18 protein-coding genes are annotated in these 18,315 nt (G+C 39.3%); 9 read left to right on the plus strand and 9 right to left on the minus strand.

What is annotated here, in order from left to right:
- Positions 1-7: 7 nt before the first annotated feature.
- The gene (locus JMN32_RS14470) at positions 8-637 is read left to right on the plus strand and encodes a TetR/AcrR family transcriptional regulator (protein WP_202857055.1); all 630 of its coding nucleotides are present in this window, start codon (positions 8-10) and stop codon (positions 635-637) included.
- Entirely contained in the window at positions 621-887 is a 267-nt protein-coding gene (locus JMN32_RS14475) for a phosphopantetheine-binding protein (protein ID WP_202857056.1), read from the plus strand. The genes JMN32_RS14470 and JMN32_RS14475 overlap by 17 nt, the downstream gene beginning before the upstream one ends.
- A gap of 18 nt (positions 888-905) precedes the next feature.
- On the opposite strand, the gene JMN32_RS14480 is transcribed toward JMN32_RS14475, so the two are convergent.
- Positions 906-3,428 carry a M14 family metallopeptidase gene (locus JMN32_RS14480; RefSeq protein WP_202857057.1) on the minus strand — a complete coding sequence of 841 codons (2,523 nt, stop codon included), beginning with the start codon at positions 3,426-3,428 and terminating at the stop codon, positions 906-908.
- A gap of 192 nt (positions 3,429-3,620) precedes the next feature.
- The gene (locus tag JMN32_RS14485) at positions 3,621-4,154 is read right to left on the minus strand and encodes a DinB family protein (RefSeq protein WP_202857058.1); all 534 of its coding nucleotides are present in this window, start codon (positions 4,152-4,154) and stop codon (positions 3,621-3,623) included.
- A gap of 109 nt (positions 4,155-4,263) precedes the next feature.
- On the opposite strand from JMN32_RS14485, the gene JMN32_RS14490 reads away from it, so the two are divergent.
- The 3 genes from JMN32_RS14490 to JMN32_RS14500 all read left to right on the plus strand — a co-directional run bounded on the left by JMN32_RS14490 (position 4,264) and on the right by JMN32_RS14500 (position 6,261).
- The gene (locus tag JMN32_RS14490) at positions 4,264-5,136 is read left to right on the plus strand and encodes a patatin-like phospholipase family protein (RefSeq protein WP_202857059.1); all 873 of its coding nucleotides are present in this window, start codon (positions 4,264-4,266) and stop codon (positions 5,134-5,136) included.
- Complete coding sequence (locus JMN32_RS14495; RefSeq protein ID WP_202857060.1) at positions 5,117-5,686, plus strand: class I SAM-dependent methyltransferase; 570 nt, start codon at positions 5,117-5,119, stop codon at positions 5,684-5,686. Before JMN32_RS14490 ends, JMN32_RS14495 begins: the two co-directional genes overlap by 20 nt.
- A 65-nt stretch (positions 5,687-5,751) precedes the next feature.
- A complete protein-coding gene (locus tag JMN32_RS14500; RefSeq protein WP_202857061.1) occupies positions 5,752-6,261 on the plus strand; it encodes an RDD family protein in 510 nt (169 codons plus the stop codon).
- Positions 6,262-6,295: 34 nt separating this feature from the next.
- On the opposite strand, the gene JMN32_RS14505 is transcribed toward JMN32_RS14500, so the two are convergent.
- On the minus strand, positions 6,296-7,204 hold the full coding sequence (locus JMN32_RS14505; protein WP_202857062.1) for a diacylglycerol/lipid kinase family protein: 909 nt from the start codon (positions 7,202-7,204) through the stop codon (positions 6,296-6,298).
- 103 nt (positions 7,205-7,307) lie between these two features.
- Here JMN32_RS14505 and JMN32_RS14510 point away from each other — a divergent pair, with 103 nt between their 5' ends.
- Positions 7,308-7,589, plus strand: coding sequence for a DUF427 domain-containing protein (locus tag JMN32_RS14510; protein WP_202857063.1), 282 nt, complete (start codon positions 7,308-7,310; stop codon positions 7,587-7,589).
- Between the two features lie 18 nt (positions 7,590-7,607).
- Here the strand turns inward: JMN32_RS14510 and JMN32_RS14515 are convergent, their stop codons facing one another.
- The 3 genes from JMN32_RS14515 to JMN32_RS14525 form a co-directional block, all read right to left on the minus strand.
- Entirely contained in the window at positions 7,608-8,594 is a 987-nt protein-coding gene (locus tag JMN32_RS14515) for an MFS transporter (protein WP_202857095.1), read from the minus strand.
- 154 nt (positions 8,595-8,748) lie between these two features.
- Positions 8,749-9,420 (minus strand): LytR/AlgR family response regulator transcription factor, encoded by a 672-nt coding sequence (locus JMN32_RS14520; RefSeq protein ID WP_202857064.1) that lies wholly within the window; start codon positions 9,418-9,420, stop codon positions 8,749-8,751.
- Positions 9,417-10,466, minus strand: a complete 1,050-nt coding sequence (locus JMN32_RS14525; RefSeq protein WP_202857065.1) for a sensor histidine kinase — start codon at positions 10,464-10,466, stop codon at positions 9,417-9,419. The genes JMN32_RS14520 and JMN32_RS14525 overlap by 4 nt, the downstream gene beginning before the upstream one ends.
- 240 nt (positions 10,467-10,706) lie before the next feature.
- On the opposite strand from JMN32_RS14525, the gene JMN32_RS14530 reads away from it, so the two are divergent.
- Positions 10,707-11,123 (plus strand): hypothetical protein, encoded by a 417-nt coding sequence (locus JMN32_RS14530; RefSeq protein ID WP_202857066.1) that lies wholly within the window; start codon positions 10,707-10,709, stop codon positions 11,121-11,123.
- Between the two features lie 87 nt (positions 11,124-11,210).
- Here the strand turns inward: JMN32_RS14530 and JMN32_RS14535 are convergent, their stop codons facing one another.
- The 3 genes from JMN32_RS14535 to JMN32_RS14545 all read right to left on the minus strand — a co-directional run bounded on the left by JMN32_RS14535 (position 11,211) and on the right by JMN32_RS14545 (position 15,212).
- Complete coding sequence (locus JMN32_RS14535; RefSeq protein WP_202857067.1) at positions 11,211-12,065, minus strand: hypothetical protein; 855 nt, start codon at positions 12,063-12,065, stop codon at positions 11,211-11,213.
- Positions 12,066-12,084: 19 nt separating this feature from the next.
- Entirely contained in the window at positions 12,085-14,136 is a 2,052-nt protein-coding gene (locus tag JMN32_RS14540; RefSeq protein ID WP_202857068.1) for a PrsW family intramembrane metalloprotease, read from the minus strand.
- 203 nt (positions 14,137-14,339) lie between these two features.
- Complete coding sequence (locus JMN32_RS14545; protein WP_238354478.1) at positions 14,340-15,212, minus strand: DUF4846 domain-containing protein; 873 nt, start codon at positions 15,210-15,212, stop codon at positions 14,340-14,342.
- Positions 15,213-15,456: 244 nt separating this feature from the next.
- On the opposite strand from JMN32_RS14545, the gene JMN32_RS14550 reads away from it, so the two are divergent.
- Complete coding sequence (locus JMN32_RS14550) at positions 15,457-16,452, plus strand: DUF6268 family outer membrane beta-barrel protein (protein WP_202857070.1); 996 nt, start codon at positions 15,457-15,459, stop codon at positions 16,450-16,452.
- Between the two features lie 141 nt (positions 16,453-16,593).
- Positions 16,594-18,159, plus strand: a complete 1,566-nt coding sequence (locus JMN32_RS14555; protein WP_202857071.1) for an alkaline phosphatase D family protein — start codon at positions 16,594-16,596, stop codon at positions 18,157-18,159.
- The last annotated feature ends 156 nt before the right edge of the window (positions 18,160-18,315 follow it).

The raw sequence follows: 18,315 nt of genomic DNA on the forward strand, positions 1-18,315 counted from the left end.
ATTAAAAATGAAGGCGGTTATTGAAAAGGTGGCTTTTGAGCTTTTCTTAAAGCATGGCCCCAAGCGTGTGACGATTGATGATATAGTGGCAGCTACGCCTGTATCAAGAAAGCATTTCTATGATCTTTATCTAAATAAAGAACAGCTGATTCGTGCTATGACGCAACGATTTCTGGATAATGCTAAACTGGGGATCAGCAGAGCTGCGAGTAAGAAGGACTGTGCTCTGGTATCCCTGGTTAGTGTACAACACCACTTTTTTAAGCATATCAGAAAATTGAGTTCATCATTTATTTATGAAGTAAGGAAGTATTTTCCTGAGTCTGTAAGTGATTATGATAACTTTAGAGAGTACTTGGCGGAACGCATGATAACATTTGTTGATGAATCAAGACAGCAGGGTTGGGTAGTGGCAGGTGTTAACATTTCGCAATATGTAAAGCTGCAGCTTTATTGTTTGGAGGAGATACTTTTCGGTCGATTAGATTTAATCAACCTTGGCAGTAGTGATGAGATATCAGGATTAGGTAGTGCGATAATTTTTAATAACACCCGTGGTATTGTTAGCGGAGAAAAGATAAATGAATATGATGAATTAATAAGTGAATTGAAAAAAGAGTATGGAAGCGTTAGTTGAACATAAAGTGAAGTTACTGAGTGAAGTAAGGGATGTTTTAACAAAGGACCTGGGGATTTTGGAGTCTGAAATTTCAATGGACTGCGATCTTTTGAAAGATCTGGGGATGGACTCTCTGGATCTGGCCGATCTTGTTTTTAGGTTGGAGGTGCGATTTACTATCCGAATTAAGGATGAAGATATGGTTGATATTAAAACCGTCGGAGATATCGTGGAATATCTTGAAAATGTTGTTAAACCCGGCTCATAAGCGAGCCGGGCTTTATCTTTAGTTGCCTACCATAAATACGGCATTAGCAAACAAAAGCTTGCCATTTTCCCAGAAACCTCTGAAAATCGGGTTATCTACCATATAAACAATTTGTCCGTTACCTATGTTTTCGACACCAAACACCAGGCTATTCTGTAATTTCTGAGTTGCCCGGTATCCAGCAAAACCACTGATAGGTTCGGCCTCTCCTTTGATAACTCCTACATTGCCACCTTCGGTTAAAAAAGCCAGATTCTGATTGCCTGTTTTCAATGTGAAGTAGGCTTTGTCATAACCATAGGCTAATGGGTGGGTGTTGTCAAGCTTTATCTTAAAAATAGCACCAAATATAGCATTGCTAAGCTGGTTTCTCTCCTGGTCTGCATAGCTTCTTAACTGTTCTTCAAGGCTCGGTTTTTTCTCGTCGTCCTTTTTCTCTTTGTCAGAAGCGAATTCTTTAAGACCAAAACCATTTTTGTCTTTAAAGGCATTAAGCGCACTTCCAATAGCGATTACTTTGCCTCCACCTCTTATCCAACTGTTAACTTTTGATAATGTACTTTCATTGAACAAACTATAATGCCCATGAGGAACAATGAGCACGTCATAGTCTGAAAGGTCTATATCATTGAAATAATCTGTGCCAATGTTTGTAACTGGATATTCCAATTGTCTTTCAAAAAAATGCCAGATCTCTCCAAAATTTAGTGAAGAAGTTTGCTCGCCAGCCAGAACGGCCACTTTTGGAGTATTTATTCGGGCCACATCCCCGGAGCCTAAATCCACACCATTTTGCGCAAAGCCGGTGGATACTGCAATGACATTTCTATCGTATTTTTTCGCCAGTTTATGAATCATGTCATCAAAGTCACGGCCCATGTTTTCATTGGTTCTTCTGGTTATGACTATGGAGCCGCGTGAGAAATTTTGATTTTCAATTTGAATAGGTTTGTGTGAGACCCTTGCGTTTATGCCTTCATTAAGGATTGCTGCCAAAAATTTGGAATCTTGCAAACTCCTATAGTCAAGTATATAGGCATAGGTGTGGGCAGGGGGTGCACTGCTTTTAGGCTTTTGTGGATCATATTTGTCGGTAACGCTAATACGATCAGTAAGAGCATAGGCATCCAGACCGTGTGCATAAGGAAGAGACCAAGCCGTAATGTCGTAGGTAAGTGTGTCTGATAATTTTACTAACGGCTCAAACAGAGCGGTTAATAATCTTGACTTTGGCTGGTAAGCGCTGATCACCAAGTCGTTGTTATCAATTTTGACAGAAGCCATTTTATTTCTTCTGTAGCTAAATCCACTTAACGATTTGCCCGAATTGGCTTTGCCATAAGAGATGTGCTGCTTATCGAGAAACTGAGTTAAAGTTTTGACCTTGTCAGCGTCATTCCCTGTTTTAATTATGTAGGTTTTGTATTTTGATTCTGGATTTCTGGTGTTCTGATCAAAGTACTTTTCGAACTCTTTTACCACCCTGGAGGCATGAATTGAGGTGATCTCAACTGTGGAGATACCAGTGGTAAAGTGGTGAACTAACCGGTCTTTTAGCGTTAATGTATCACCATATTCGGTGATGATACCCAAGCCTGCATAACCATGTCCGGCTTGCTCATACGTCATGCCTATAGCACCATTATAAGTGGGGTAAGTATCCCCATAACTAGGGTAGAGCAAGTCAAAATGTTGCTTGGTAAAATATAGCCAGTTGTTGGTATCAAAATATTTTGCATGATTCTTTCCAATGATGGTCTGAAACTCCCTTTGCCATGGAGTGATCACTTCATGAAAGGGCTCAGCCGCCGGAGCAAAGTAATAAGGGTTGTTTATATACTGCTCATGAAAGTCAACATGAATATGTGGCATCCATTGGTGATACTCCTCAGATCTGCTTGATGATTCTATCTGCGTTTGCCATGCCCAATCTCTGTTTAAGTCAAATAAATAGTGGTTTGGTCTGCCGCCCGGCCATGGTTCGTGGTGCTCTTTGGCATCCCCATTAGGGTTAAAGTGTCTATCTCCATATTGAGTATAGAAATTGGCATACCGATCTCTACCATCAGGGTTTACGCACGGGTCTATGATCACTATTGTATTTTGCAGCCACGCTTTACTGCGCTCTTCTGTAACAAGAGCATGGATAGTTTTCATAGAGGCTTCAATGGAAGAGGCCTCATTACCATGAATATTGTAGCTCAGCCAGACTATGGCAGTGTGATCATCAGTAGCCGACCCCTCCAGTAGCTTTGCCCGCTTGAGGTTGTTTTGTTTAATTTCATCCAGCCTTGACATATTTTCTTCAGAAGCCACGATAGCGATCATTAGCGGTCGATGTTCATAGGTCTCCCCGTACTGTTGAAGTTTTACTGTTGGAGACGATTCAGCAACGTGCTTAAAGTATTCGATAACTTTATGGTGGCGAGTGAAGCGTTCGCCCAATTCATAACCTAAGAACTCATCGGGAGATTTTAGGTTTTGAGAGTGTCCTGCTATGCAGGTAGCTAGTAAGCCAATTAAAGCCAGTGTTTTTTTCATAGAATAAAGTATTTCATGATTAAAGCTATATAAAGTCACTCAATTAAGCGTACTAATTTTGAGTAGAGGTTGTAAGCTCATGTAATTGGGTATAAAGTCAATGTACGGAATAAAAACCTGCGAGACTACAACTTTAAATTCTTAAAACCCCTCAATACCAAGGTTTTTGCGGCCAAATGATATTATCCTTCCTTAGGGTTTATTCTTGATGAGACTCTTCACCTGGGGTACATGATGATCAAAGTGTGACTGGAAAAATTCCATAGTTTGCCTGATGTTGATCATGCCTATCCTTGGGTGTTTAAAGATTTTTTTATTGTGTAGGGCAGGCGCAAGGTTGTCAAGAAATTCATGCATATCCTCCCTTACATTATCCCAGTCCGTTTTAAGTTCTTCAAGAGTTATTTCTTCCGGCATGCCTTCTTTTACCACTCTGGGGGCTTCAAATTTGACTGGAAGAAAAAGAAAAATTCGTAATAAATAGCTTCTGAATTTCTGCTTCATTGTAGATGGGTATAAAGCATCAGGATCAAGAGTTTTTTTCTTCATATAAGCCAAGGGTAACTTCTCGGCCTCTTTCATGTGGTACAGCACTTGTAAAGCAGACCACTTTTGGTCATTAGGCTTGGCGTTAAGTTTCTCATGAGAAGCCCCTTCTACCAATGATAGTAATTTGTTCTTTGAACTTTCCAGTCTTTCAAAATAGGAGTGTAAATGCTTGTCCATACATGGCAAAGTATTAAATATATTGATTTTGACTTGCTGTAGTATACAGATATTTGAAAATTACGTAATAGTTTGGTGCATTTTGCCACATTGCTAACTTTATTTACTTATGAAAAAAACAGCAGCACTGGTATTATCAAGTGGAGGGGCTCGTGGGGTAGCTCATATTGGAGTCATAGAGGCTCTGCTTGATGCAGGTTATGAAATTAGATCTATTTCCGGAAGCTCAATGGGTGCAGTGGTTGGTGGCGTCTATGCAACCGGGAAGTTACCTGAATTCAAAGAGTGGGTTTGTAATCTGGATAAAATTGATGTATTCAAGTTGATGGATTTCACTTTAAGTACGCAAGGCTTTGTACGGGGAGAGCGTGTTTTTAATCAAATGAAATCGTTTATTGATGATTGCAACATTGAAGACTTGGATATAGGCTTTTCTGCAGTTGCTACTGATATAGTCAATAAGCAAGAGGTGGTTTTTGATTCTGGAAGTTTGTTTACAGCCCTCCGAGCTTCAGCTGCTATTCCGTCAGTACTTAAACCTAGTATCATTAACGGTGTTGAACTTGTTGATGGAGGTGTGCTTAACCCTATTCCCATAGCCCATGTAAAACGATCTGAGGATGATATTGTGGTAGTTTCTGATGTTAATGCAGCAGTACCTTGTATAAAGCCTGATAACCCACAATCTGCCGAAGATAAAGGACGGTTTGCTCCGCTACTTGAGAAATGGAACAGTATTTTCCTTAAGAATAGTAATAATAAAGTTAAAAGGTTGAGCTATTTTGACCTTGTTGCAAAATCTGTTGATTTGATGCAAGACCGAATTTCTGAATATATTATTGAACACAGCAGGCCTGATATTGTTGTTCGTATATCGAGAGAGACTTGCAGTACCTTTGAGTTTTATAAAAGTAAGGAATTAATAGACTGTGGACGCCAGGAATTTGATAAATCATTAAAACATGCATTACTCGGAACTTAACAAAGCAATTGGCAATATTGATATTTACTTGCTTGACCAAATCCTTAAAGGACGATTTGAAGGAAAAAAAAGGCTTTTAGATGCTGGGTGTGGAGAGGGAAGAAACATGACCTACTTCCTTAATAATGGGTATGATGTGTATGGAGTTGATAGTAATCCTTTGGCCGTTAGAATGTTACACATGATGCATAAAGCCATTCCGAAAGACCATTTTTTGGAAGGAAAAGTAGAAAGGCTACCCTGGAAGGACTATTTCTTTGATGCTATTATCTGTAGTGCTGTTTTGCATTTTGCTCCGGATCGCGATACATTTTTTGAGATGATCAAGGAATTAAAACGCGTTCTTAATCAGCACGGTATCCTCTTCATACGGATGGCTTCTACCTTGGGCATGGAAAAGTCAGACAATGATACATTTAGTTATTTACTGACACCAGAAGATATTAGCACGCTTGTTTATGAGTCAGGGTTTGAAAAGGTAGAGCCTATCAAAACAGTATTGGTTGAAGGTCAGAGGTCTATGGCTACATTAGTGTTAGCTAAATCTTAGAATATTTTTTAAAATTCAATAATAATTTATAGATTGAAGGCTTATCAAAACTTATTAAATCAATTATGGAAACAACATTAGATTCACCTGTTTCTGAGCAAAGGCCGGTTGAATACGCAGGGTTTTGGCTTAGGTTTGTCGCCTATATCATTGATGCTATTATTCTATCGATAGGCTATTGGATCATTATCTCACCTTTATTGGGCCTTTTAGGGTTAGGAACCTTTAATTCATTTTCATCAGGCAATATGTCTGAAGAAGAGATGATGGGGGTGGCAAGTATTTTCTCTGGTTCAATAGTCCTTATTCAAATTGTTAGTATAATTCTCTATTGGCTTTATTTTGCATTAATGGAGTCGAGTAACAAACAGGCTACAGTAGGTAAAATGGCTCTTGGACTTGTTGTTACTGACATGCATGGCAATAAGATCAGCTTTGGTCAGGCTACAGGAAGATATTTTGGTAAAATAATTTCTGGCTTAATATTGGCCATAGGGTATATAATGGCTGGCTTTACTGAAAAAAAGCAGGCACTTCATGATATGCTTGCCGGAACTCTTGTAGTGAAAAAATAATGAATAATAAATGCTCCGGTAAGTTCCGGCGCATTTATCGGTAAATAAAATCAATACCTTCTTTCACTACTTGTACGGTTACAGGAGTGCCGCCTATGAACTCGCCATCTGCTTCAATACAGCAGTCTGCTGAAGGAGATGTTATTTTTAGGCTTCTTGCCACTTTGTACTCTACTTTGTGGTGTGTTAGGATTTTTCCTTTTTTGATTTTGACCACATTTTTCAGGTAATCCCCCAGACCAATGTCTCCGGATATCACAATAGAGAATTTCCCATCGCTGGGGTCAGCTTCAGGAGCTATACATAAACCGCTTCCAAAATATTTGCCGTTGGCAATAACCAGTGAATTGATTTTTCCTTCCCATTTCCAGTCATCTGTTATACAGGTTACAGGCTGGTTTGTGTAGCTAAAGAAAGTTCTGATGATGGCACCAAAAAAAGTAACATCAGACCCGAAGATTTTAGACGAATTGTTTACCCGTTTGACAACTTCAGCGCCAATTCCCAAGTCAGCAATATTGATAAAATAGCGTTTGTAAAGAAGTTCCCCTGCCTTCCGTTCAATCAGACCAAGATCTAGTTTTCTATAGCTTCCCTTTTCTATGGCTTGCAGAAGTTCTTGGAGAGACTTTGGTGCAGAAATAGTTCTTGCAAAATCATTCGCGGTGCCATAAGTGAGCATGCCCACTTTGCAGTAGAGGTTGGAGGACTTCTTAACTCCATTAACAGTTTCATTTAAAGTACCATCACCACCGACTGCTATAATGTGAGTACACCCGGCATCTGCAAGTTCAGTAGCTAAAGTTATGGCGTGACCTGTCTTGGATGTCTCTTTAACAATTATGTTCAGGTTACGAATGACATTATCCAGCTTATCTAACTCCTGATTGAAGCGTTTTTGCCGTCCTTTTTTGCCATTGACTACAAAGCCGATCTTTAACATTTAAGTTTTAGGGTTAACCCTTAAAGGTATGCACGTGTCATTAAACAGACAATAGATTTTGCTGCTAACTCCATATATTAGTCCCTCATTAAAATAGAAATCTATGAAAGCCATTTGGAACGGTAAAACCATCGCTGAAAGCGACGATACTATAGTAATTGAAGGAAATCATTACTTCCCTGCTAATGCTGTAAACAAAGAGTTTCTAAAAGAATCGGAAACAAATACAGTGTGTCCCTGGAAGGGAACAGCATCGTACTATACGCTTGAAGTAAATGATAATGTTAACAAAGATGCAGTTTGGTACTACCCTGAGACCAAAGAGGCTGCAAAGCCCATTGAAGGAAGGCTCGCCTTTTGGAAAGGTGTAGAGGTGGTACAATAGGTCAATGGCTTTGATATACTAGTTTTTTCTTAAGATAAAGAAGAACAGAGCACTCAAGAAAGCGCCTGTGGCAGCGCAAATCCACCAGAGAATATCGAAGCCTAAACCAGCTATTATGCGGGTACCCAAGAAGGGTGCCAGCATAAATGCAGTTGCCCAGCCCAGAGAGTAAAGCCCGAGATAACTTCCCTGGCTGTTTTTATCTGCTGCGTTGATTACGTAGGTAACCATGAAAGGCATGGCCATTATTTCTGCAAAGCTCAGTATTGCCATAGCTAGAATGAGCAAAGGTATATTTCCGGCAAAATTGAGCATAGCGTATGATGCTCCGCATAAGAAGGTGCCTAAAACAATCATTTTGATAATAGGTACTCGTTTTTCAAAATGATTAACCAATACCATTTCAAACAGAAAAACAATAAGGCCGTTCAACCCAAGTAACATACCAATTGTCCCCTCCGATAAATGATGGGATTCCCTGTAAAATAAGGGAAGGGTATTGAAAAGCTGAAAAAATACGATAGCAAAGCCTGCAACGAGCAATACAAATACTAAAAAGGGGTAGTCACGGTAAGGAGACTTATTTGCTAATCCATTGTCTTTGTTAGTGGCTTTTTTAACAGCCCTTGGAGCTTTGTTTCTGAAATACGCGAAGAAAAATATGCCGGCAGAAATACAGGTAAGTCCATCAGCATAAAATAGAAACTCATAAGAGTAAGAAGCCAGTATGCCTCCAAGTGCAGGTCCAATGGAAAACCCAAGGTTGATCGCCATCCTGTTGAGTGAGTATGAACGGGTTAGATTTTCTGGTTTGGAGTAAGAAGCTATGGAAGCCATGTTTGCAGGCCTTAGCGATTCTATGGTAAGACTTACCAGAAAGACCGCGACAGTGAGCCATTCGAAAACAGTGATCATAGGCAGGAAGAGGAAAAATGTTCCTCCAAGAATCAGGCTAAGAAATTGAACCAGAAAATTACCAATCTTGTCCGATAACCACCCTCCTATTAATTAACCAGCCATAGCCCCTAATCCATATGATGCTAATACAATCCCCGTTTCTCTGATTTCAAATTTCAGAGACTGGGTTAGGTAAATGATTTGCAGTAGGTTTCCTCCCATTTCTTTTTTTACAATGTACAAAAAGTCGGTTTCCTGATTTTTATAGAGATATGTCTTTAATCTGCTGCCGGTAAGATTTACCTATTGGTAGTTCTTTATTAGCAACGGTTATCCAATGCCTTCCTTTGGAGCTGATGTTGTTCTTATTAACGATGTATGATTTATGAATTCTAATGAAATTGTCCGGGAGGCTTTGCTCTAGATTTTTCAAAGCCTCCAGGCTCATCAGTTTCCCTTCCTTTAGGTGGTAAGTCACATATTCACGAGCCCCTTCAATATAATTTATATCTGAATATCGAAGCCTGTGTGTTTGATGGTCAGCTTTTATGATCCAGTAATCTTCTTTTTCTTCTGACCGTTTTTTTATTCTATCGTGGGCTTTTTCCACTGCTACCAAAAATCGCTTGAAAGAGATGGGCTTCACTAGGTAATCGATCACATCAAGCTCATAGCCTTCGAGAGCGTAATCAGGGTATGCCGTAGTAAAAATAGCAGCAGGCTTGTTTTGGAGGGAACGTAAAAACTCTGTTCCAGTAAGTTCAGGCATTTGAATATCTACAAACATCAGATCCACTTTGTTTTTCTTTATGAAGCCTAAAGCCTCAATAGGGTTTTTGAAGCTTTGAAGGTGAGTGAGGTAGGGAATCCTGGATATATAACTTTCAATGATAGCACGGGCGGGAAATTCGTCGTCAATTACAATACAATTCATTTTAGCTCAAGTTTTAGGTTTATTGTAAACACGTGCTCGTCGTCATTTATACTTAATTCATATTGGTCTGGGTAGAGAAACTCCAACCTTCTTTTAACATTTTCAAGCCCTATTCCACCAGTTTTGTCTTTTGTGCTGCTTCTGCTTATTGTATTGCTCACTAACATCTGGAGCGAATGCCCGGAGGTCGACAATCTTATCTCTACAAAACTTGTATCATCACCCAAATTGCTATGCTTGAATGCATTTTCTATAAAGGGGATCAATATCATAGGGCTAATGTTTTTATCCCCGTCTGCGCCTGAAAAATCGACCCGTATATCTGGCTGCTGTTCAAATTTGATACGCTGAAAGTCAATATAATCATTAATATAACTTATCTCACGACTTAGTAATACTTGCTTTGCATTGGTTTCGTAAAGTACATACTTCATCATCTCAGAGAGTTTCATGATCATGTCCGGCGTTTTTTCACCTCTTGTGGTAGCCATGTAGTAGATGTTATTCATGGCGTTTAACAAAAAGTGAGGGTTGATCTGAGACTTTAAAAACTTCATCTCTGTTTGCAGATTTTCATTCATCAAATTAATCTCACGCTGTTTCCTTTGTTGGTTCCTTCTTATAGTCCAGTAGGTAGAGCTTATGAATAGTACTGCTAGTGAAGAAATGATGTTGTTAATGAAGATCCGGCTTCTAAAGGCTCGTTCTAGCCTTGGAGCTTCGTGAAACCGTCTATGTCGGCCGGTCTCCTGAGCATCATGAATGAAAGGCATCTCATTAGATAGCGAGAATAAAAAGTAGGTAAAAACAATGAGTATAGCCAGAGAGAGAAAATAAGTAACATACTTATTCTTATCCAGGAGCTTAGGAAGTAATATGTGATAATTGACATAGAATAGTATGGCGTGAATAGCTACCACCCGCGTTGCGAGAATTATGGATGCTTCTGAGTCGAAGGGAAACGACAGGAAGTAATAATGAATAAGAAAGTAGCCTATCCATAATAATATGGACAAGGCTACAAGCTGAGTGCGTTGTGTTACCATATTCTAATTTACGTTTTTTAAGGGCAGCAAGAGCTTAGGTTTCAATGTAATGACCTGTTTTTTCAACCAACGTTAATCCTGACATCGAATCTTGTGTTTTAGTTTGAGATTTTGACTGTTAACCTCAGCTTCTTCTCCGTTCGTTGAAAATACCCGGTTGTTGATTGAATACATTAATTATTACAGCACAAAAGCCTGAATTTTACCGTTGATGCAATCAAGAATCAAAAGAAATTAAAAATGAGAAATTCAAGATTATTATTTACTGTAATGCTCATGTTGGGTGTTACTATGGCCTTTGGTCAGGCGATGGGTAAGAAAGATCTAGACCCGGAAAAAATGTCTCAAAAAGAAATGGAAAAAGTGAGTGAGATTCTTCCTGACCTTTCTGATGATCAAAAGGCCAAACTAAAGCAAGCAAGTATAGAGCACTTTGAACAGGTGAAGGCTTTCCATGAAGAAAATACGGAAGTTCGCGAATTAAGAAGAGAGAAAATGCAAGGCTTTCATGAAGCTAAATTGGCGACTTATAAGGAGACGCTAAGTCCGGAGCAGTATGTAAAACTTCTTGAATGGATGGTGACACACCCAAGGCATGAAGGTCTCGGAGGACATAGAGGAGGCCATCATCATGGAGGCAAGAAAGGTAATAAGTAGTTGTTTCTGGCTTATTGAGCAAAGCCACCCGGAGAGGTTCGGGTGGCTTGCTTTTTAGTTGGCATCAACACGAGTTATATCATGGGGCTACCTGCTGCTAATTTCTGTTTTTTGAGAGGTCTTTACATTTGCTTTTGCCTTTACAGTGAATTGATCCGATTTTACGGATAAATTCATATTCAGGTCAGAACTTGTGTCAACGATAAAATGGTGAGCTATATCATATACAGAAAATCCTGTACCACTGCCTTTGGCTTCCATATTTCCTCCTTCCATATCACCATTCAACTTTAATTCCTGAGTCAGGTCAAAGTGAGCCTTGTTATCAGTAATACTCTTTAATTTATAAGTGGTTATAATAAGAATCTGCATAGGACTTGCTCCTGCCATGGGTACGGTCATAGGTACTTCCTGATTAAATTGGTCACCAACTTTCATAGGCTTTTCAGGATACTTTATATTTTTTATCAGCTGTTCGGTCATTTGTATAACTGATGACTCAAATTCCGGAGCCAAGTTTCCGGTGACAGAGTCCACCTTTAAGCTAATATCTCCTGAAACCTGTCCATATATTTTTGCTCCTTTAAGTGGACTCTCCGGTGTAGGGACAGGAGTACCATTTAAAGATTGCAAGGCATAGGCATCGTCATAAATGGTAGTAAACTGAAACTTTTCGCTTTCGCCTGTATCACCTGTTTCGATGGTAGTAGCAAAGTTTTGCTCTGCTTTTACTTCCATCGGTAAAGTTGTTCCACTGGCAGCAATCTGATCCAGTATTTGTTGGTCAGCTTCAAAATTTACAGTGGATACAGAGCTTGTACTCATTACCAGCTTATATGTTGTGTTTGGGATAAGCTTTGCTTTAAACAAAACTTCATCCTGAGCCAAGGAATACAAAAAAGAGAGGCTAAATAGCACATAGGTTAATAAAAGTTTTTTCATTATTGATATTATAATTGCGTTAAATAAGGGTTTTACTTGTGACAAATTTGCCGATTTTTACCCACCCATGTGAATCAAATAAATTTTTAAATGTTTTTTCACTTTGCAGTAATTGCAAATTGGGGATGGTTCTGAAGTAGGCATGAAGATCATCGTGGTACTTCAGAGACTCATTCTGATACCTTAATTTGATCAGCACATATGATGACTCCAAGCCAACCAAAGGCAATTCGGAATTCAATTTAACAAGAAACCAATGCGGGTCGGGATCATCTTCATCATGAAGAATGATCCTGTCTATAATTGTACCTGTAATTGGTTCCTTAAGCAGGTCAGCTAATGCCTGATTATAAGGATCATTTTTAATATAAATGTTGAGCCCTACATAGTTGTGTGCTTTGATTGAGTTAAGTAAAAACCAGCTTATGATCATCTTGGATTGAGGCAATGTGCCATATCCCCTTTTTTCCCGGCTGCTAAAGTAGACATCTCTCCAGTAGCCCTTTACGAGGTTAAAAGAACTCAGGTTGGAGCCGAAGAACACGATTAGTAAGCCTGCTGATGAAATACTTCCAACCAGTGCTTGGTGAGCCTCTGAAGGGCCGTAATCCCAACCAACCATAATATACTCAATACCTAAAATGAAAGTTAAGGCTACAGTCAGAAATAACCTTGAACCTTCTGCTTTATGTGCCATTTTATAGTCAAAGAAAGACGAGTTGTTGAGGCTGTTGTTTATCATTATTATCCATACCTGAACGATAAAAATGAAAAACAGGATAAAGATCAAAACGAGGTTTTGAAATAAAAGGAAATCGTATAGACCATGTACCACGCTCGCGATCAAAAAAGAAATGGCGAAAGCCAGTGCAGGATGGTAAGCATTATTTTTAAACCGGCTTATAACCAGTCCATATGCAGCAATGGATGAAGCCATCATGTGCCCCACTACCGAAAGGTATGCCCGCCCGTGAATAATGCCATCGGCAACATCCTGAAAGTAGAGCAGGTTTTCCACAAAAGCAAACCCAAGAGCAGATGCAGAAGCATAGATAATATAGTCGATAGGTTCTTTAAGTACCTTGGTAAACAGTGCCAGTAGAATGAATGGTAATATTTTAACCAGTTCCTCCGGTACACCTATGGCAAAAACGGCATAGAAAAGATCTCCGAAAAAGTTTCCATCCATATCCCAATTCAGGAAAATATCTTTTAGGTCTATTATTAGCAATACACCCAAGACTGAGAGCATTCCTGAGAACAACATCAAGATGAAATAAATAATCCTGTCTGGGTTAAATATGTCCAGCCTGATCAGGTAGATCAACCATATCGCAGCAATAGCTAGGGCTGCCAGCAGGCCCAATGGTTTAATAGGGTCAAAAATGGTACCTAATGACCAAATAAAATATTGAACCGGTTGTAAATCATATAGATAAATCTGGCGGGTTAGGGAATAAGAAAAATATAGAGAGGCACTGCCATAATTCAGTAGGTCGTAAAGCCTGGAGTAATTTTTACTTTGGGTATATTTATCGATTAGCAGGTTGACTGTTTTTCCAAAATAGTTGCTCGTGGTTCCTAACTCTTTCCAAAAGTACTCGTTTGCTTGTTTAGTGTCTTTAGCTTCATATATCTTACCCAGGTAGTAATTTACATAAGGTACTGAGGTTGGAGTAATTTTATTCAGCCAATTCAGGGATTCATCATAGTTGTCTTCCAGAAAATATATTACTCCTAATCCAAAGGCCCCCAGTGTGGTGTCTCCTTTGCCATATTGGTGGTTATACCATTCTTGTAGTTTTTCTATCTCTTTATAATGGTGGCCATCACTTAGCTCCCAATAATCTGGCAATGCCATATATGTGGTAATAAATTCATGTTGATAAACCAGGTTATCGGCATAATCATCCAAACCATCAAACTTTAAATCATGTTTTACAGCATCACGTACACTGTCCTGAGGGTTGTAAGCATAAGCTATTTCCGTAGGTTTAGGAGTTGGTAATTGCTCTACGAGAAGGTAGCATGCGGTTAAAAATGTAATGCTTGTAATTGTCGCAATGGACATAGGAGATTTGAGCAAAGCTTTAGCATCGGACGTAGTTGTGAACTTCCAGTAAATATAAGATCCTACTAAAAGGAGAATCAAAAAGACAAAAAACATCAGCGATATTGAGTTGGGTGCAAATTACTAATATAATTATTTTGCTATAGCCGTTGCTTATCTGGTATAAGTTTTCTTAATAAAAACATAGGTAGGGTAATAGAGTTCTACTCAAACCTTTTCAAATCCATATTAGTAAAAGTCCATTCAGGGGTTTCCAATACCTCACCAAAACCTGAGGAGTACCAAGGGCTAATACCCTTATCATTCCTGTTTTTAAGGATCTGTATTTCTTGGGCTGGCATGTAGCTTTGGGCCAGTAAAAATATTTTTTCCCTTGTTTCTGGCTTTGTGGCAACATCTACTACTATTACAGCATGACCTGGAGAGCCTCCCTGGATAAATACATCCCCAACCTGCAACTGATCTGTTTTTATGGGTGTAAGCTCCTTAGCCAGAGATAGCGTGCCGGCATAACTGAAAATAATTTCCATATATTTCCAGAAGTCTTTGTAGGTGTTAGACGGAGAGCCTGCCTGATACCATGAGACATCGTTCCCTTTTACAGCAATTCTTTTGCCTTTTATCCATTCGGAATAATCCACTCTAAAACCATTAGTGAAGTTGAAGTGAATTTTTTCAAATTCCTTTTGGCTCCACAGGTGCTCAGCCCTTAATCGCATTACAGCGTCAGCACATTGATGTAGGTCTCGTTCTCCTATTTTGAGATCAACAACAGCGGTATAAATATTGAAATTTGGCTTTGGTATTCCATTATAGTATCTGACCATTGTGCCGTCCGGTTTGAGTGGCAATTGTCTGAGATATTCTCCAAAAGAATGTGTTTCTGCAGATGTCCTTTCAAAGCCTGGTGGAGTGTTTATTCTTGTTTCAATGGTGTTGCCTTTAATGTTAATTATTGGCTTAACTTTTTTTGGAGAGGTTGAGAACTCACCTTTTGATGGGCTCTCGTTGCTCGTTTGGCCACATGCCTGAAACATGAAAGAAAAGATGATTAATAATGTGGAGCAGGCTTTCATGTGCATTGATTCAAATAGTATGTTTTAGCATATACTTCTACTTTATTACTTTTCTGATGATTTTAGAGGTAATTCAATAGACATTAAGTCAGATAGACCTAATTCTGTAAAGTAACAGAAGGTACTTTGAGTTACTAATTAGAATTTTTAGGTATAAACTCATATTCATAAAATTTTTTTGTAAACTGCATTCTAGGAACTTAATGTCGATAGTGGTGGTTTAGGCAATGGTTAAACTCTTTTTATGAAGAAAATCTTAAGCACGGCAATCATTTTACAGCTGCTCTGTCTATCACAGGCTATATCACAGGTAGAACAAGATGCACCTGAGCTTGATAAAGTAATTGCTATTCCTTACCGGCCTAAAATTGCAGAGTTTAGCTATAATACATTATACGATTATAATACTTATTGTGCTTCTGATGAATTTGGAAACTCCAGTTCCGAAGTGGAAAGAGATAGTCAGCTTAAGTTACGTTTGGGTATTCCTCTTGTAATCAATGACTCCAAGCTGTTTGGCGTACAATTCAAGTATGATCGGCACAATTTTGTGCTTGACTTTGAAGATTCCCCTGAACGATATGAGCTTTATGATCATATAGAAAAGAAAAGTTTTACCAGTTTGGGAGCGCGGTTCTTATTTCAGAAGTCTCTTGATGATACCAGGGAAATAACGCTCATAGCTGGAGGAGAAGTAAAAAGCGATGAGGTTGTGGTCAATAAAAATACGACTAAGTACTATTCACATATTGCTTATAATAAACAGCTTAATAATCGCACCAAGATCGGGGCGGGGCTTATGATCTCATATACCCTTGGCAGACCACAAATTTATCCGCTTGTAAGCTATGAGCGCAGATTAAGCAAAAAATGGACACTTGATCTTAACATTCCCAAGCGAGCTGCAATTCGCTACAGAGCCAATGAGAAGTTTTATATTACGGCATTAACAGAGGTGAAAGGGTGGCGATATGCGGTGAATAATGCTGAATTATCAACAGAAAGTAATGGGCTGACACTTCGTAAATCGGATATTAATATCGGATTGAGCATAGAGCATGAGGTTCATGATTGGCTATGGTTAGGTCTTGACATGGGCTTATCTAAAAATTTGCGCTATTTCTTGGCTGAGCCTGGAGACGGGCGTAAAGACGCTGTCATTGACCTGACTTCTGATGATACCCCTTATCTAAAATTCGGACTCTTCATTGTTCCTCCTAAAAAAATGTACCTAAAGTAACTCTCTTTGTGTTCTTCAGGGTTTTGTCTGGTGTATTACTAAAAAATTCACCAGAGCGTAATACGGAAGTAACTGATATATGCTAAATTTTGGTCAAATTGCCAACAAAAACATATAGCCGGTTTATAACCCTGCAAATTTATGAAGCATTATCAAGCCATTATTTTACTTATAGCATTAATTACGGCCTGTAGTCCTGTAAAAAAGAATGAAGAGCAACCCCCAGAGTTACCTAAAGATGGTATAGCCCAATATTATGACAGCTCCCTAAAACCTTTTTACCACAGTGTGGCGTCTGGAGACCCTCTGAAAGACATGGTGATTATCTGGACCCGGGTGACACCGGAAGATTCATTAAAAACTATAGAGGTAGATTGGGAAATTTCTACTGATGCCCAATTTACCAGTATAGTAAACTCAGGTAAAGTTTTCACTGGGCCTGATGTAGATTATACTGTAAAGGTCGATGTGGACCAGCTTTCTCCTAATACAGAGTACTACTATAGATTTAAGGCCCTTGGCTCAGTTTCGCCTACAGGTCGGACAAATACGGCCCCGGAAGCTTTGGTTGACAGCCTTAAGTTTGCAGTAGTGAGTTGCAGCAATTATGAATGGGGATATTTTAATGCCTATAAGAAGCTTGCTGAGCGTAATGATATAGACGCAATACTTCACTTGGGAGATTATATCTATGAGTACCCCGCTGGGACCTACGGAGATACTACACTTGGTAGAAAACATTTTCCAGAGCACGAAATTATATCATTAGAAGATTATAGGCTCCGCTATTCACAATATAGGCTGGATCCCGATCTAAGGGCTGCACATCAAAGTCACCCGTTTATAACCATTTGGGATGACCACGAGATCGCCAACGACTCATATACCGAAGGTGCTCAGAACCATCAGCCTGAGGAAGGGCCGTATGCTGACAGAAGAGAAGCGGCCAGAAAGGCATATTACGAATGGCTTCCTGTCAGGTCTTCAAGTCACTTATATAGGAATTTTAAATATGGAGAGTTAGCAGAACTTATCATGCTTGACGAGCGGCTTGAGGGACGAACCGCTCCGGTAGATAGTATTAAGGACCCTGCTTTTGAAGATGAGAGTCGGGCAATGTTAGGCTCGGAGCAGATGCAGTGGTTTGAAAGACGGTTAAGCACTACCGAAGCACATTGGAAAATTATCGGCAATCAGGTTATTTATTCTTACCTCAACTGGGGGCGACCAACCTTTAATATTAATCTTGACTCATGGGATGGCTATCCTGTAGAGCAAAAGAAAATCTCTGAATTTATAAAAGGCAATAAAATAGATAATGTTGTTTTTGTTACAGGGGATACGCATTCAGCCTTTGCTTTTGAAGTTACTGTTAATCCCTTTGGTGACTATGATCCGGTTTCCGGACAAGGTGCCTTTGCTGTGGAGTTTGGTACTACCAGCATTAATTCAGGTAACTCCGATGAGCGTTTTCCTGTAGATTCGGTAAAGCATCATGAGCAGAAAATTACTAATTCACCCGTCAACCCACATTTGAAGTATTCAAACTTGCGGAACCATGGTTACTTATTGCTGTCATTATACCCTGAGGAGGTCAAGGCTGACTTTTACTTTGTTGAAACGGTTAAAAAGCCAAGTGATCGCCAAGCGTTAGGCAAATCGGTAACCGTTAAAAGCGGGAGTCATCGTTTGCTCTTTTCAGAGTGACACCAAATACTTGCAGGCTTCCGGTATTTATAGTTGCGGAAGCCTGCTTAATATTTGATTCAACAACCAGTACCCTCCTATCAAAATTCTTCATAGTAAACATTGGGAAGCCATAGATGTTAAATCTAATTATATACGGAGATATGTATATTCTTA

This window comes from Fulvivirga marina (assembly GCF_016775155.1).
Lineage (GTDB): Bacteria > Bacteroidota > Bacteroidia > Cytophagales > Cyclobacteriaceae > Fulvivirga > Fulvivirga marina.